We start from the raw sequence: 15,260 nt of genomic DNA on the forward strand, positions 1-15,260 counted from the left end.
AATAATTCGAAGCTAATCTTCGCCGTATTACGTAAAAAACCCATTCTAAATTTATGTTAGAATGGGCTTTATACTTATTTAAACATTTCAAAAAAGTTCAATTTATGAAAACATATCTTTTACTTTCTCAAAAAATGATTTCTCTGATTTCTCCGGACTCGGAACAAAATGTTCGTCAGTTAGAGCATTTTCAAAGAATTGTTTTTGTTCTTTATTTAATGTTTTTGGAGTCCAAACGTTTACGTGAACCAGTAAATCACCGCTTCCGTAACCATTTAAACTTGGAATTCCTTTTCCTTTTAATCTTAAGATTTTTCCAGACTGAATTCCTTCTTCTAATTTAATACGCACTTTTCCGTTGATTGCCTCAATATCTTTTGAAGCACCCAAAACTGCTTCAGGGAAACTGATGTATAAATCGAAGTGAACATTTTCACCTTCACGTTTCAGGAATTCGTGTTCAACTTCTTCAATAGCAACAATTAAATCTCCAGGAATACTGTTTCCTGGCGCATCGTTACCTTTATTAGAAACTTTCAACTGCATTCCGTCAACAACTCCTGCAGGAATTTTGATTGATACTGTTTCGTCTTCCTGAACCATTCCTTGTGCATCTGCCTCAGAAGGTTTTTTATCTAAAATTTGACCAGAACCACCACAGGTAGGACAAGTAGACGCAGATTGCATTCTTCCTAAAATGGTATTAGTTACACGCATAACCTGTCCCTGACCATTACAAGTCGAACAAGTTTTATACGTCACGCCTTTCGCCTGAACTTTACGTTTTACTTTTACTTTTTTCTCAACTCCATTTGCAATCTCCTCTAAAGTCAATTTCACTTTAATTCTAAGATTACTTCCTTTAGCACGACGTGGACCGCCTCCGCCTCCACCGAAACCGCCAAATCCACCACCAAAAATATCGCCAAACTGGCTGAAAATGTCATCCATATTCATACCACCGTGACCACCGCCAAATCCGCCAGAACCATCAAATGCCTGATGTCCGTACTGATCGTATTTCGCTTTTTTCTGTGGATCGCTTAAAACTTCATAAGCTTCTGCCGCAAGTTTAAAGTTTTCTTCTGCCTCTTTGTCGCCTGGATTTTTATCCGGGTGATATTTTAAAGCACTTTTTCGGTAAGCTTTTTTAATTTCAGCAGCATCAGCATTTTTTGAAATGCCTAGTATTTCGTAAAAATCTTTTTTCATAATCGAATCAAATTCCAAATCTTAAAAATTCCAAAATCCAAAAAAAATGAATTTGAAATTTTTATTTGCATTTTTTAGTTTCCAACAACAACTTTTGGGAAACGAATAATTTTGTCTCCTAATTTGTATCCTTTTTCAATAACATCAACAATTTTTCCTTTCAATTTGTCAGATGGTGCCGGAATTTGAGTAATTGCTTCAGCAATATCAGCATTAAAAGCATCACCAGCCTGAATTTCAACTTGCTCTAAACCTTTAGAAACTAAAGTGTTTTTAAGTTTTTCATGAATCAACTCAACACCTTTTTTAAGATTTTCGTCGTCAGATTTGTTGATTTCTACTGCAGCTCTGTCAAAATCATCTAAAACCGGAAGCATAGCCAATAAAACTTCTTGGTTTGCTGTTTTAAACAATTCAAGACGTTCTTTTGAAGTTCTTTTTTTGTAATTTTCAAATTCAGCAAATAATCTCAAAAACTTATCTTTTTCGTGAGCCAAGTCTTTTGCTAATTGCTCCTCAACACTTAATTCTTCAACAATTAACTGCTCTCCGTTGGCATTGTTCTCTAACGTTACATCGTCTAATTCCTGATCGAATTCTGTATTTTCCGTAGTCATATTACTTTTATTTTTAAAAATATTTTTAAACTTCATTTTTATTTCTTTCTGTTGGATTGCAAAAGTACTGCCAAATATCCTAAAATGTCAAATTGTCACTTTATTAATTATGAGCCTTTTAAAAAACAAAAATAGCCAATTAAAATTTAGTATAATTTTAAGACTATTACGTTATAGTTTATTCTATCTTTGATAGCGTAAAACAAAAAACATTACCACCAAAATTGAATTTAAGGGTTGGCTTCGGCCTCGTAAATAATTATTAATTCAAGTTTACCTTATATTAAAAAAAGCTTCGCCTTTACAGAGACGAAGCTTTTTTTTATGTTTTAATTTGATTTTGCACGGGCGGAGGGATTCGAACCCCCATCAACGGTTTTGGAGACCGCTATTCTACCCTTGAACTACGCCCGTAACTTAAGGTGGGCAAATTAAGAGTTTTTTTTCTTCTCCAGCAACTATTTCGTGCAGAGATTTTAAAAGAAATTCCTTTAAACATGCGCAATCCGAAGCAAAAACCTTTACTACAGACAGTTAACTCAACAAAGCATTTTTCAATCCGTCAAAATCTACAGTAGCCTGTTCGCCTGTCACTAAATTTTTCAATGCATACGAATTTGAAGCAATTTCCTGATCGCCGGCAATTACTGCAAACGGAATCAAACGTTTATCTGCATATTGAAACTGTTTCCCAACTTTTACATTATCAGGATACAATTCTACTTTTATATTTTCTTTTCTTAATTTCTGAATCGCTTTTGAAGCATACAAAGCTTCTTTATCTCCATAATTGATAAAGATCGCTTTTGAAGTCGCTGCCACAGTTTCAGGAAATAATTGTAATTCTTCTAAAACCAAATAAATTCTATCCAATCCAAAAGAGATTCCGACACCACTCATATTTTTCAAACCAAAAATACCCGTCAAATCGTCGTATCTTCCGCCACCGCCTATAGAACCCATTGCAACTGTTTTTGGCGCTCCAACTTCAAAAATAGCTCCGGTGTAGTAATTTAAACCGCGTGCCAAAGTAACATCCAAGTCTAAAATTGCTGTTGACAAACCCAAATCTGCAACATTGTCACATATAAATTTCAATTCTTCAACACCTTTCATTCCTTCTTCCGATTCAGCTAACAATTCTGAAAGCTGCTTAATTTTATCTGCGAAAGTTCCGCTGAAGCTAAAAAGTGGTTGCACTTTTACTAAAGCTTCTTCAGAAATTCCTTTTTCCACCATTTCTTTCTTTACGCCGTCTTCTCCAATTTTGTCTAATTTATCAAGCGCAACCGTAAAGTCAATTAATTTATCCGAAGCTCCGATAACTTCTGCAATTCCAGATAATATTTTTCTGTTATTGATTTTGATTGTAACACCTTCTAAACCTAAAGCTGTAAAAACTGTATCGTACAATTGAACCAATTCAACTTCCTGCCAAAGTGATTTTGAACCTACAACATCGGCATCACATTGAAAAAATTCTCTAAAACGACCTTTTTGCGGATTGTCAGCTCTCCAAACCGGCTGAATCTGATATCTTTTAAAAGGAAATTCAATTTCACTTTGGTGCTGTACAACATATCTCGCAAACGGAACTGTCAAATCGTAACGCAAAGCTTTTTCAGAAATTTTTCCTGTGAATTTGTTCAATTCGATTCTTTGCTCTAAACTAATTTTTTCAGCCGAATTAATTTGTAATTCTTCAATAGATTTCGGTAATTCAATTTTACTTTTATTGTAAAAAAAGTTTCCGGAATTCAGGATTTTAAAAATCAAGCGATCGCCTTCTTCTCCATATTTTCCCATCAAAGTATCTGAATTTTCAAACGAAGGCGTCTCGATTGGCTGAAAACCAAATTTTTCGAAATTAGCTTTTATGGTCTGAATAATATATTGACGTTTTGACACCTCGGCAGGTGAAAAATCTCTTGTTCCTTTTGGAATACTTGGTTTTGAAGCCATCTTGCTGTTTATTTTAGATTTCTGATTTTAGATTTTAGATTTCTTTGATTCCTAAAATCTAAAACATTTAAAATTAATTTATTTCTGATTTTTTTTGATTGTTGGCTTTTTAGACTTTCGACTTTAAAACTTTCCAACTTTCGACATAAGTTAAATCGCCTGCAAATATCTTACTTTTTAAAATAAATAATGCGAGTTCGAAAGCAAACTTGTAACAAAAAACGTATTTTCGTGACAAATTGGTCATGATGCTAAAATTATTTAAAGAAAATATCCGAATTGCTTTTGGTTCTATCAAAACACAAATTCTGCGAACCATTCTTACCGTTTTAATTATTGCTATCGGAATTACCGCACTCGTTGGAATTCTAACTGTTGTCACCGCTTTAGAAAATACCGTTTCTACCAATTTCGCGTCAATGGGCGCCAACACATTCAATATCAATCAATACGAAAATAACGTTAGAAATCGTGGCGGAAACGAGCGCGAAATCATCAATCCTATTATTTCTTATCCTGAAGCTGTTGCTTTCAAAAACAAATACAAATATCCTTTTACCGAGACTTCGCTTTCCTTTACAGCAACATCAAAAGCTGAAGTAAAATATTTAGATACCAAAACTGATCCTGAAATTACCATTGTAGGAGTTGACGAACATTTCATTTCAAATTCTGGCTTAGAAACGACTTCAGGCCGATCTTTCAATCAGTTTGACATTGATAACAATACCTATTCATGCGTTGTAGGTTCTGATTTTGAAAAAGGTTTATTAAAAGATGTAAACCCAATTGACAAAATCATTTCTATTCGTGGAGCCCGTTTTAAAATTATTGGCGTATTAAAAGAGAAAGGTTCCACTTTTGGAAACAGTCAGGATTTACGTGTTTTAATTCCAATTCAAGTGGCTCGTTCTTTATTTACAGCACCAAATATCAATTATACAATAAGTGTGATGGTTTCTAAAAAAGAAGTTTTAGACGAAGCAATTGACAACGCAACAAGTACAATGCGAAGAGTACGAAAATTGAGTCCAGTACGCGACAACAATTTTGGAATTGGCAGAAGTGACGATTTGATAAACAGAATTTTAGGAATCACAAAATATTTGGGCTGGGCTTCCTGGATCATAAGTATTATAACCATTCTTGGATCTTCAATTGCTTTAATGAATATCATGATCGTTTCCGTTACAGAACGTACACGCGAAATTGGTGTCCGTAAAGCTTTAGGCGCCACAAAAGTGACAATCTCCGTGCAGTTTTTTATCGAAACTTTATTAATTGGACAAATTGGAGGACTGGTTGGAATTGTTCTGGGAATACTTGTTGGTTTTGCATTTGCTTCAGCAATGAGTTTTGCATTTGTAATTCCGTGGATGGCTATTTTTGCTGCCTTTGCAACTAGTTTTGCCGTTGCTATTGTTTCCGGTTTATATCCGGCAATTAAAGCTTCAAAACTTGATCCGATTGAGGCTTTGCGATATGAATAATTTCTAACATCACCTCTCCTGCAAGGTTTCTAAAACCTTGTAGGTATTCTTTTTTTATAGTTGACAATTTTAAACCTACAAGGTTTTAGAAACCTTGCAGGAAATCATTCGATCGTTATCATAAATATCTTTTCGAAGTTCGATGTTTTTGAAATTCATTTTTTCCAACATTTCTTTCGTTTCTTTTCCAAGATACTGATTGATTTCAAAATACAACTGTCCGTTTTTCAAGAGATTCTTTTGGGCAAGTTCGGCAATTTTTCTATAAAAAATCAAAGCATCATTATCATCCACAAATAAAGCCAAATGCGGTTCAAAATCAAGAACATTCTTTTTGATTTCTGCCTTCTCTAAGTTTCGAACATAAGGCGGATTTGAAACAATTATATCATAATCTGATTTCAGCACTTCCAATTCCAATATATTCTTAAGCATAAAAGTAACATCGACGTTATTCTTTATGGCATTTATTTTAGCAACATCCAATGCTTTTTTAGAAACATCAATAGCATAAACTTTGGCATTTGGAAGATTTTTAGCCAATGAAATAGCGACACATCCGCTTCCGGTTCCAATATCCAGTATTTTGATTTCTTTAGAACTTCCTTTATTTTCATTAATAATCCACTCCACCAATTCTTCCGTTTCCGGTCTCGGGATTAAAACATTTTCGTTTACTTCAAAATCCAAACCATAAAAACTGGTTTTTCCGAGTAAATACTGAATTGGAACTTCTTTTTTAAGTTCAGCCAATAACGAATTCCAAACTATAAAATCCTTTTCAAAAAAGTTCAGTTCATGATTTAAAGCCAAATCAATCTGGCGCAATCTATGTTTATCTTCTAAAATTAAATAGAAAAAACTTTCCGCTTCATATGCATCATAAAAAGGCGATAATTCTTTTATAAACTGAGTGCGGTATTGTTTGATTTTCATTTTTTGATATCTGAGTAATTTTTCCAACAACGGCTGATTTCTTTCAAATAAGTATCGTAAAATCTATTTTGTTACACGATTTACAAAACTTTCAACATCCAAACCGGGCAAGAACTGTGCCCAGTATTTCCCAAAGGAGCATTTAAATATTCAAAACCTGATTTTTTATATAATTTTTGAGCATCATGCATAAATGGCATCGTCTCAATATAGCATTTTTCAAATCCAAAATTTCTTGCTTCGTTAAGACATTTTTCCATCATTTGACTTCCAATTCCCAAACCTCGAGTCTTTGGTAAAAAATACATTTTTTGCAATTCACAAATTTCCGGAGCACCGTTTTCTAATGGCGCAATACCACAACAACCTACAATTTCACCTTCATTTTCAACAACAAAATACACTGATTTTGGTTTATTATATTCCTCAAACATTAAATCAAGATACGGATCAGCATACGCTGTACCTACTTTAGGAATTTCCATTTCATCAAAAACAGAACGTATTAATTGAGCAACCGCCTTATTGTCTTCTTTTTTAATTGCTCTAATTATGCAATTTTTCATAACTCTTTTATTCATGTAATATCTACAAAAGTAAAAATACTTTTTCGATAGTTTCCCAACAATCCCGATAACTATTGAGACTAAAGTCAAAAATAACTATTTTTGCACCGTGAATACACATGAAAAATACATAAAACGTTGCATTGAACTTGCTCAAAACGGTTTTGGAACTACTTATCCAAATCCGATGGTAGGAAGCGTAATTGTTCATGACGGCAAAATCATTGGTGAAGGCTGGCATAAAAAAGCTGGCGAACCGCATGCAGAAGTAAATGCGGTACAATCTGTAAAAGATAAATCTCTCTTAAAAAAAGCCACTATTTATGTGAGTCTAGAACCTTGCAGCCACTTTGGAAAAACGCCTCCTTGCTGTGATTTAATTATTGCCAATCAAATCCCAAATGTAGTTGTCGGAACCGTTGATCCAAATGAAAAAGTAGCAGGAAGAGGAATTAAAAAATTAATTGAAAACGGCGCAAATGTTACTGTTGGCATTCTTGAAGATGAATGTAACGAACTCAACAAACGTTTTTTTACTTTTCATCAAAAAAAACGTCCTTACATTATATTAAAATGGGCCGAAAGTCAGGACGGATTTTTAGCGCCTGAAAAATCAATTAATCAGGAACGCAAGCCTGTTTGGATCACCAATCAATATTCCAGACAATTAGTTCATAAATGGCGAAGCGAAGAGCAGGCTATTTTAGTGGGAACACAAACCGTTGTTGACGATAATCCAAAATTGAATACAAGAGACTGGTCAGGAAATAATCCTGTGAGAGTGGTTTTAGATCAAAACAACCGAATTTCAAAAGACAGTTTTATCTTTGATGATAGCGTAAAAACCATTGTATTTTCTAAATCAGAAAATAGTAACGCTACAGAAAATACCATTTTTGAGAAAATTGATTTTAATAAAAATACAATTCCCCAGATTTTATATGTTTTATACCAACATCAAATTCAATCTATAATTATTGAAGGCGGAAGACAAACTTTACAATCTTTTGTAGATTCCGATTTATGGGATGAAGCAAGAATCTTTACAGGAACTAATGCTTTTGAAAATGGCGTAAAAGCACCGCTAATTCAGAAAAAAAATATTTTCAAAACGACAATTCAAAACGACGAATTACTTTATATCAGAAACAATGATTGATACGATAATTTTTGACTTTGGCGACATTTTTATCAACTTAGACAAACAAGGAACAATTTCTGGATTGAAAAAATTGGGCATGACCGAATGGACTCCTGAAATGGATCGTTTGAATTTATTATTTGAAACTGGCGATGTTTCCTATGATGATTTTATTGGCGGATTTCAGAAAGAATTACCAAATGCATCAATCGAAGAAATTCTGAAAGCGTGGAATGCCGTTTTGTCTGATTTTCCAACTTATAGATTAGAATTCCTAAAAGAGCTTTCTAAAAAATATCGTCTATTTCTTTTAAGCAATACCGACGCAATTCATATTGCAACATTTGAAAAAACAGTTGGTAAACCTTTTTATACGGATTTTTACAATTGCTTTGAAAAAGTTTATTTCTCTTTTGAAATGGGATTGAGAAAACCAGATCCAAAAATTTATCAAGTTTTACTTGACAAACACAATTTAATTCCGGAAAACACTTTATTTATTGATGATAAAACAGAAAACACAGACAGTGCCTCAACTTTAGGAATTAAAGTTTGGAACTTACAAGTTAGCAAGGAAGATGTTGTCAATTTATTTAATAAAGGAATTTTATAAAAATATTTTAGCCACTCCCGATAGCTATCGGGATACAAAGATTTAAAGGATTTCTTCCACAAATAGATAAAATCTGTGTAAATCAATATAATCTGTAAAAAACAATTTAGAACTTTAATTTTGAAATACAGCGATACTTATCAAACCATTGCATTCGAATCTGAAGAGATTCTTTTTAAAGAAAAAGGAAGCAAATTCTTTGGCTATGCTTTCCCTATCGATAGCGAGGATGAAGTAAAACCAATTATTGAAGACTTAAAAAAGCAGCACCCACATGCCGTTCACTTTTGTTACGCCTATCAACTAGGAACTGCACCGAAAATATCTTACCGAGCAAATGATGATGGCGAACCGAGTAATACCGCCGGCGCACCCATTTACGGACAAATACAGTCTTTTGGACTAACAAACATTCTTGTAGTCGTAGTTCGTATTTTTGGCGGAACAAAATTAGGTGTCGGAGGTTTGATTGCAGCTTACAGAACAACTGCACAAATGACACTTGAAGTTTGTGAAATTGTCGAAAAAACAATTGACGTTCATTTTTTAATCTCTTTCGATTATAAAAACATGAATAAAGTTATGCGTGTTATTAAAGAAAAGAAACTCGAAATTACCTCTCAGGAAATGGAAATTAATGAAAATTCCGGACTTCCAATTGGCAAAATAATCACAAAAACGCGCAAAAAAAATGCCGAATCAGTATTCGACATTTTTGATTTAATGTTTGAAATCGACATTAAAATTATATAAATTAAAATTAAAACACACCCGATTTTAACAATTATACCAGTGTTTTAAATAATTCCAAAATGTAATCTGGAGGTGCTGTCGGACGACCCGTTTTTAACGAAATAAATACTAAAATAAACACTGCCGTTGTTAATAACTCATTTGCCTCATTATAGATAGCGCAGTCAAATTCAATCTTAACAGATGACTGACTTTTGAAGGTTGTGTGAATTGTCAAAAGTTCATCATATCGTGCTGATTTTTTATAATTAATTTGCATCGAAACAATCGGAAGTCCAATTCCGCTTTCTTCCATGCTTGCATACGAAATCCCTTTATTTCTAAGCCATTCCACGCGTCCGATCTCAAAATACGGCACATAATTTCCGTGGTAAACAACCCCCATTTGATCCGTTTCTGAGTAACGAACACGCACTTGCGTTTGATGATTTTTCATTATTTAAATATTAAAAAAAATTAAATTCCTTAAGTTCACTTACAACATTTTTTTTATAAAATTAGACCCAAAATATTTTTTTTTACAGAAATTTGTTCACATATTTGTTATCCCGAAATACGGAAAAATTTTGCTCCTTTTTTATTAGGAGAATCTTTATCAATAATAAAAAACTTATCTGAATCTATGACTAAAACTGCTCAATCGGTATGGGAAAACTGTTTGTCCTTTATAAAAGACAATATTCAAGATCAAGCTTATAAAACTTGGTTCGAACCAATCAAATCAGTTGAGCTAACCGACAACGCATTATATATTCAGGTACCAAGTAAATTTTTCTACGAATGGCTCGAAGAGCATTACGTAAAATTATTGAAAGTTGCGCTTACCAAAGAACTAGGAAAAAACGCAAAGTTACTCTATAAAATTAAAATGGAAAACACTTATGGAAACAAACAGCCGTTTACCGAGCAGCTGCCAAGTTCCAATAGAGTGCCTATGAAACCACAAGAGGTTGATGCTCCGTTTAAAAACCTAAATCCTGAGCTTAAAAATCCTTTTGTAATTCCGGGAATCAGAAATTTAAAAATTGAATCTCAATTAAATCCTAACTACAGTTTTGATAATTTCCTTGAAGGAGACTCAAACCGTTTGGCGCGTTCTGCAGGTATGGCTGTAGCCAATAAACCTGGAGGAACTTCATTTAATCCGTTATTGATTTTTGGTGGAGTTGGTTTAGGAAAAACACACTTGGCGCATGCTATTGGTGTTGAAGTAAAAGACAAATATCCTGAAAAGACGGTTTTATATATTTCTGCCGAAATTTTTACACAACAATATATTGACTCTGTAAAAAAGAATAATCGTAATGATTTCATCCATTTTTATCAGTTAATCGATGTTTTAATTATTGATGACGTTCAGTTCTTATCTGGAAAATCTGGAACTCAGGACGTTTTCTTCCACATTTTCAATTACCTACACCAAAACGGAAAACAGGTAATTTTAACTTCGGACAAAGCTCCTGTTGATATGCAGGATATTGAACAGCGTTTATTATCTCGTTTTAAATGGGGACTTTCTGCTGAATTACATCAGCCAGATTACGAAACACGTATTTCAATCTTAAAAAACATTTTGTACCGCGATGGTGTTGAAATGCCGGAAGACATTTTGGAATATGTTGCCCGCAATATCAAAACGAATGTTCGTGAACTTGAAGGCGCAATTATTTCGTTAATCGCTCAGTCTTCTTTCAATAAAAAAGAAGTAACAATTGAATTAGCAAAAAGTGTTGTAGAGAAATTTGTTAAAAACGTAAAGAGAGAAATCTCAATCGATTATATTCAAAAAATTGTATCAGACTATTTCCAGTTAGACATTGAAACACTTCAGTCGAAAACTCGAAAGAGGCATGTTGTACAGGCGAGACAGCTGGCCATGTTTTTTGCAAAGAAATTCACAAAGGCTTCTTTAGCAAACATTGGTTCACAAATTGGAGATCGCGATCACGCTACCGTTTTACATGCTTGTAAAACTGTTGACAACTTAGTTTCTACAGACAAACAATTCAAGAAATTTGTCGAAGACATCAACAAAAAACTAACGCTATAAACGCGAATCATGCCAGTAAAAATCTTAATGGTTTGTTTGGGAAATATCTGCCGATCACCTTTAGCTGAAGGTATACTGGCTTCAAAATTACCAAAAGACAATTTTATAGTAGATTCGGCAGGAACCGGATCCTGGCATATCGGCCACGCACCTGACAAACGTTCTATTGCTGTTGCCAAAAAAAATGGTTTATGTATTGATGGTCAAAAAGGAAGACAATTCAAATCTTCAGACTTTGACGAATTCGATTACATTTATGTAATGGATAATTCTAATTACAGAGATGTTCTTCATCTTGCCAAAACTCCTGAACACAAAAACAAAGTCAATCTTATTCTGAACGAACTATTTCCGGATGAAAATGTTGACGTCCCAGATCCCTATTTCGGAGCCGTTAATGGATTTGACAATGTATATCAAATGCTTGACGAAGTTTCAGAAATAATAGCAAAAAAACTTATCGCAAAGCATTCATAATCTGTATTTCAGTTATTTATAAAATAATTGAAGTACATTTTCTTTTTTAATCTAAAAATATCACAAAATGAAACTTCTAGGAAAATTATATTTAATTCCAACTACAATGGGCGAAAGCGATCCGATGGATGTTTTACCTCAAACTGTAAGAAGAAGTATCGAACTTATAGATCATTATATTGTTGAAAACGACAAAACTGCCAGAAAATCGATAAAAGCAGTTTATCCAGAGAAAAAACAATCTGAGTTAGTTCTTTTCACTCTAAACAAACGTACCGAACCAAGCGAACATTTGGACTTTATTAAACCATTGTTAGAAGGAAAGAACATGGGTTTAATGAGTGAGGCTGGCTGCCCGGGCGTTGCAGATCCAGGCGCAGTAATTGTAAAACTGGCACATGAAAAAGGAATTCAGGTTGTTCCTTTGGTTGGGCCTTCTTCTATTTTATTAGCAATGATGGCTTCTGGAATGAATGGGCAAAGTTTTACTTTTAATGGGTATTTGCCAATTGATAAAGATGAGAAAAAATCGGCATTAAGACATTTTGAGAGATTATCGCAGGACAAAAACCAATCTCAGATTTTTATTGAAACACCTTATAGAAACAATAAATTAATCGAAGATCTTTTGCAAATTCTAAATCCTTCGACACATCTTTGTATTGCTACAGATATTACATTGCCAACAGAATTCATCAAAACAATGAAAGTTGCGGATTGGAAAAAATTAAAAATCGATATTGATAAACGTCCTACAATTTTTATTCTTCATAAAATGTAAACTAACTAAACCACCATTCATGAAAAAGTTTTTATTATTAATTTTAATTTGCTCCGCTCAGGCTATATTTTCTCAAACTTCCCAAAAAGGAAATTCGAAGGATAATAAAACAAACGTTTTATCTGAAGATAATAAGCAAAGTCCAGAAGATGAAAATCAAATCTACAATACGGCTGGTCTAGATGTAGCGCCCCAGTTTCCCGGTGGAATAGAAGCTTTGAATGGTTTTATAAAACAAAATTTCAAAAACCCGAAAGAAGGTTTAAAAGGAAGAATATATGCCACTTTCATTATTGAAAAAGACGGATCATTAAGCGATATAAAAATTTTAAGAGATCTTGGCCATGAAACTGGTGTAGAAGCTCTAAGAGTTTTGCAATTATCTCCAAAATGGAGTCCTGGAAAACAAAACAATAAAATAGTTCGTGTTCTCTACTCTATACCGATGACAATAAATTAATATTAAGTTTATTCAATTCGGCTCACAAGTTTTCAGTAAATCAAACAAAACAAAAGCATTTTAAAGCTAATTCCTCAAAAAAAAAGTTGTTTTTTTGAGGAATTGAAAGTTTATATTGACTAAATTTCACTCCTCACTAAAATACATAACTTCTTGTAAATTAACAATTTATAAAGATAACTTTAACTCTCATTCATTAGCAAAAGAATTACTTTTATTGCTTTTAAAAATTGTAATAAGCCTTAAACTTTAATGATTTAACTATCAAAAAACATCAATCAAAAAGGGGAAGAAAAAGGAAGCCTTCATATATATTTAAATCATTAAGATTAACCTAAACTATTAATTTTAAAAAATAAATATCATGAAAGCATTTATTATTTTTTTATCTTTTTTTAGTTTAACTACAAACTCTTTTTCTCAAGGTGAAAACAATAGTTTAAAAGAGGGCGAAATTAAAATGGCCGATCTACCAGCAGTTGTAATTAAAAGTGCCGGTAAAGATTTTTCTGTCTACTTACCTGACAGAAATCCTGATGAAAACGTTAGAGCGCTTCAAGAAAAATTCATTTCTTATGATTTAGGAAAAGATTACGAAGGTTATGACGAATTCTTGGTAGTGTTAGAATCTCCCAAAGGTTCTTTGTCTGCAACCTACAATGAAAATGGAAAATTAACCAGTGTAGTCGAAAATTATCAAGACATACAACTTCCTGCTAAAGTAATTTACTCGATTTATAAAGAATATCCGGGATGGACAATTGTAAAAGACAAATTTCTTTATAGTCAAAAAGAAGGTGATATTGAAAAAAAAGAATACAATCTGAAAATCAAAAAAGATAAAAACGTTCAGAGTCTGGTAGTTAAACCAACGGGAGAAATTATAAAGTAATTTTAAAAAAGAGCATTAAAAAACCAGAATATAATTGCCGGTTTTTTAATGCTTTTATAATATAATATGCTGCCAAATTTACTTTAAAACCATTACATTTATAATTACAATTTCTGTAACTATAATTATGAGCAAACTTCCCAATGTAACGACAAGCATTTTCACAGTAATGTCGAAAATGGCAGCCGAATATAATGCGATAAATCTTTCTCAGGGATTTCCTAATTTTCCTGTTGACGAAAGATTGACTGATATTGTTGCACGTTTGTCAAAGGAAAACGTTCATCAATATACACCAATGGCAGGTTATCCGCCACTGATGAACAAAATCGCGGAATTAACTCTAAATTCTTATAATAGAATTATTAATCCTGAAACTGAACTTTTAGTTACGGCAGGTGCTACACAAGGAATTTTCACAACTATTTTAGCTCTAGTAAAAGAAAATGATGAAGTAATTATTCTCGATCCGAGTTATGATTCTTATGAATCGCCAGTCTTACTTTGCAAAGCGAAACCTGTTCGCGTAGCTTTAAACGATGATTACACACCAAATTGGGACACGATCGAAAAAGCCTGCTCAGAGAGAAGCCGAATGATTATAATCAATAATCCGCATAATCCTACAGGAAAAATTTTGACTGAAAATGATTTTGTTCAGCTAAAAAATCTTCTTGAAAAATATCCTGATCTTTTAGTTTTATCTGATGAAGTTTACGAATACATCACTTTCGAAGAAAAACATATTTCGGCACATACTAAAGATTTTCTTTTAGATCGCTGTATTATGGTTTCTTCTTTCGGGAAATCATTTCATATTACAGGCTGGAAAATTGGCTACACAATTGCACCCGAATATTTAATGAAAGAAATCAAAAAAGTGCATCAGTTTTTGGTTTTCAGCGTAAACAGTATTTCTCAATTTGCAATTAGCGAATATTTAGATGTTGTCGATGTTAATTTGCTTGGAAAATTCTATCAGGAAAAAAGAGATTATTTTCAGAAACTGCTAAAAAATAGTCGTTTTGAACTAAAGCCATGTGAGGGAACTTATTTTCAGGTTGCTTCTTACGCCAATATTTCAGATGAAGATGATGTCACTTTCTGCAAAAATTTAATCATCAATCATGGTGTAGCGGCAATTCCAATTTCAACTTTTTACTCTGATCATAAAGACCAAAAATTAATACGTTTTTGCTTCGCTAAAGATAATTTCACTTTAGAATCAGCTGCAAAAAAACTGTGCGATATATAAAGTTTATCAAAATTTTATAACATTATTATGCGCGCATCCTATTTTTTTAATTAAT

At 33.0% G+C, this 15,260-nt stretch carries 16 protein-coding genes and 1 tRNA gene; 10 read left to right on the forward strand and 7 right to left on the reverse strand.

Annotation, left to right across the window (positions count from 1 at the left end):
- Positions 1-102 precede the first annotated feature (102 nt).
- The 4 genes from dnaJ to hisS all read right to left on the reverse strand — a co-directional run bounded on the left by dnaJ (position 103) and on the right by hisS (position 3,791).
- Positions 103-1,212 carry a molecular chaperone DnaJ gene (dnaJ, locus tag BD847_RS14550; protein ID WP_115888974.1) on the reverse strand — a complete coding sequence of 370 codons (1,110 nt, stop codon included), beginning with the start codon at positions 1,210-1,212 and terminating at the stop codon, positions 103-105.
- A gap of 74 nt (positions 1,213-1,286) precedes the next feature.
- Positions 1,287-1,865: a nucleotide exchange factor GrpE gene (locus BD847_RS14555; protein WP_115888975.1), complete on the reverse strand. Its 579-nt coding sequence runs from the start codon at positions 1,863-1,865 to the stop codon at positions 1,287-1,289.
- A gap of 307 nt (positions 1,866-2,172) precedes the next feature.
- Positions 2,173-2,243 (reverse strand) — tRNA-Trp (locus BD847_RS14560).
- Positions 2,244-2,363: 120 nt separating this feature from the next.
- Positions 2,364-3,791 carry a histidine--tRNA ligase gene (gene hisS, locus BD847_RS14565; RefSeq protein WP_115888976.1) on the reverse strand — a complete coding sequence of 476 codons (1,428 nt, stop codon included), beginning with the start codon at positions 3,789-3,791 and terminating at the stop codon, positions 2,364-2,366.
- Positions 3,792-4,036: 245 nt separating this feature from the next.
- Between hisS and BD847_RS14570 the strand changes: the two genes are divergently transcribed.
- A complete protein-coding gene (locus BD847_RS14570) occupies positions 4,037-5,281 on the forward strand; it encodes an ABC transporter permease (protein ID WP_115888977.1) in 1,245 nt (414 codons plus the stop codon).
- Positions 5,282-5,356: 75 nt separating this feature from the next.
- Here BD847_RS14570 and prmC read toward each other — a convergent pair whose 3' ends face one another.
- Positions 5,357-6,217 carry a peptide chain release factor N(5)-glutamine methyltransferase gene (prmC, locus tag BD847_RS14575; protein WP_115889037.1) on the reverse strand — a complete coding sequence of 287 codons (861 nt, stop codon included), beginning with the start codon at positions 6,215-6,217 and terminating at the stop codon, positions 5,357-5,359.
- A gap of 80 nt (positions 6,218-6,297) precedes the next feature.
- Positions 6,298-6,783 (reverse strand): GNAT family N-acetyltransferase, encoded by a 486-nt coding sequence (locus BD847_RS14580; RefSeq protein WP_115888978.1) that lies wholly within the window; start codon positions 6,781-6,783, stop codon positions 6,298-6,300.
- A gap of 109 nt (positions 6,784-6,892) precedes the next feature.
- Here BD847_RS14580 and ribD point away from each other — a divergent pair, with 109 nt between their 5' ends.
- The 3 genes from ribD (at position 6,893) to BD847_RS14595 (ending at position 9,290) form a co-directional block, all read left to right on the forward strand.
- On the forward strand, positions 6,893-7,942 hold the full coding sequence (ribD, locus tag BD847_RS14585; RefSeq protein ID WP_115888979.1) for a bifunctional diaminohydroxyphosphoribosylaminopyrimidine deaminase/5-amino-6-(5-phosphoribosylamino)uracil reductase RibD: 1,050 nt from the start codon (positions 6,893-6,895) through the stop codon (positions 7,940-7,942).
- Positions 7,935-8,537 (forward strand): HAD family hydrolase, encoded by a 603-nt coding sequence (locus tag BD847_RS14590; RefSeq protein WP_115888980.1) that lies wholly within the window; start codon positions 7,935-7,937, stop codon positions 8,535-8,537. Before ribD ends, BD847_RS14590 begins: the two co-directional genes overlap by 8 nt.
- Before the next feature lie 120 nt (positions 8,538-8,657).
- The gene (locus BD847_RS14595; RefSeq protein ID WP_115888981.1) at positions 8,658-9,290 is read left to right on the forward strand and encodes an IMPACT family protein; all 633 of its coding nucleotides are present in this window, start codon (positions 8,658-8,660) and stop codon (positions 9,288-9,290) included.
- Positions 9,291-9,321: 31 nt separating this feature from the next.
- On the opposite strand, the gene BD847_RS14600 is transcribed toward BD847_RS14595, so the two are convergent.
- Entirely contained in the window at positions 9,322-9,726 is a 405-nt protein-coding gene (locus tag BD847_RS14600) for an acyl-CoA thioesterase (RefSeq protein WP_115888982.1), read from the reverse strand.
- 186 nt (positions 9,727-9,912) lie between these two features.
- Between BD847_RS14600 and dnaA the strand changes: the two genes are divergently transcribed.
- From dnaA to BD847_RS14630, 6 genes are all read left to right on the forward strand, one after another.
- Complete coding sequence (gene dnaA / locus BD847_RS14605) at positions 9,913-11,340, forward strand: chromosomal replication initiator protein DnaA (RefSeq protein ID WP_057116951.1); 1,428 nt, start codon at positions 9,913-9,915, stop codon at positions 11,338-11,340.
- A gap of 9 nt (positions 11,341-11,349) precedes the next feature.
- Positions 11,350-11,817 carry a low molecular weight protein-tyrosine-phosphatase gene (locus BD847_RS14610; protein ID WP_115888983.1) on the forward strand — a complete coding sequence of 156 codons (468 nt, stop codon included), beginning with the start codon at positions 11,350-11,352 and terminating at the stop codon, positions 11,815-11,817.
- A 67-nt stretch (positions 11,818-11,884) separates the two neighbouring features.
- Positions 11,885-12,598: an SAM-dependent methyltransferase gene (locus tag BD847_RS14615; RefSeq protein WP_115888984.1), complete on the forward strand. Its 714-nt coding sequence runs from the start codon at positions 11,885-11,887 to the stop codon at positions 12,596-12,598.
- A 19-nt stretch (positions 12,599-12,617) separates the two neighbouring features.
- Positions 12,618-13,058 carry an energy transducer TonB gene (locus tag BD847_RS14620; RefSeq protein ID WP_115888985.1) on the forward strand — a complete coding sequence of 147 codons (441 nt, stop codon included), beginning with the start codon at positions 12,618-12,620 and terminating at the stop codon, positions 13,056-13,058.
- 364 nt (positions 13,059-13,422) lie between these two features.
- On the forward strand, positions 13,423-13,950 hold the full coding sequence (locus tag BD847_RS14625; RefSeq protein WP_115888986.1) for a hypothetical protein: 528 nt from the start codon (positions 13,423-13,425) through the stop codon (positions 13,948-13,950).
- A gap of 127 nt (positions 13,951-14,077) precedes the next feature.
- Positions 14,078-15,205: a methionine aminotransferase gene (locus BD847_RS14630; protein WP_115888987.1), complete on the forward strand. Its 1,128-nt coding sequence runs from the start codon at positions 14,078-14,080 to the stop codon at positions 15,203-15,205.
- Positions 15,206-15,260 lie beyond the last annotated feature (55 nt).

Origin of the sequence: Flavobacterium cutihirudinis (assembly GCF_003385895.1) — a bacterium.
Classification (GTDB): domain Bacteria; phylum Bacteroidota; class Bacteroidia; order Flavobacteriales; family Flavobacteriaceae; genus Flavobacterium; species Flavobacterium cutihirudinis.

Excerpts from the sequence above, each read along its gene's own strand:
- dnaJ (WP_115888974.1), bottom strand. The coding sequence starts at position 1,212 with ATGAAAAAAGATTTTTACGAAATACTAGGCATTTCAAAAAATGCTGAT.
- BD847_RS14555 (WP_115888975.1), bottom strand. The coding sequence starts at position 1,865 with ATGAAGTTTAAAAATATTTTTAAAAATAAAAGTAATATGACTACGGAA.
- hisS (WP_115888976.1), bottom strand. The coding sequence starts at position 3,791 with ATGGCTTCAAAACCAAGTATTCCAAAAGGAACAAGAGATTTTTCACCT.
- BD847_RS14570 (WP_115888977.1), top strand. The coding sequence starts at position 4,037 with ATGATGCTAAAATTATTTAAAGAAAATATCCGAATTGCTTTTGGTTCT.
- prmC (WP_115889037.1), bottom strand. The coding sequence starts at position 6,217 with ATGAAAATCAAACAATACCGCACTCAGTTTATAAAAGAATTATCGCCT.
- BD847_RS14580 (WP_115888978.1), bottom strand. The coding sequence starts at position 6,783 with ATGAAAAATTGCATAATTAGAGCAATTAAAAAAGAAGACAATAAGGCG.
- BD847_RS14590 (WP_115888980.1), top strand. The coding sequence starts at position 7,935 with ATGATTGATACGATAATTTTTGACTTTGGCGACATTTTTATCAACTTA.
- BD847_RS14600 (WP_115888982.1), bottom strand. The coding sequence starts at position 9,726 with ATGAAAAATCATCAAACGCAAGTGCGTGTTCGTTACTCAGAAACGGAT.
- dnaA (WP_057116951.1), top strand. The coding sequence starts at position 9,913 with ATGACTAAAACTGCTCAATCGGTATGGGAAAACTGTTTGTCCTTTATA.
- BD847_RS14610 (WP_115888983.1), top strand. The coding sequence starts at position 11,350 with ATGCCAGTAAAAATCTTAATGGTTTGTTTGGGAAATATCTGCCGATCA.
- BD847_RS14615 (WP_115888984.1), top strand. The coding sequence starts at position 11,885 with ATGAAACTTCTAGGAAAATTATATTTAATTCCAACTACAATGGGCGAA.
- BD847_RS14620 (WP_115888985.1), top strand. The coding sequence starts at position 12,618 with ATGAAAAAGTTTTTATTATTAATTTTAATTTGCTCCGCTCAGGCTATA.
- BD847_RS14625 (WP_115888986.1), top strand. The coding sequence starts at position 13,423 with ATGAAAGCATTTATTATTTTTTTATCTTTTTTTAGTTTAACTACAAAC.
- BD847_RS14630 (WP_115888987.1), top strand. The coding sequence starts at position 14,078 with ATGAGCAAACTTCCCAATGTAACGACAAGCATTTTCACAGTAATGTCG.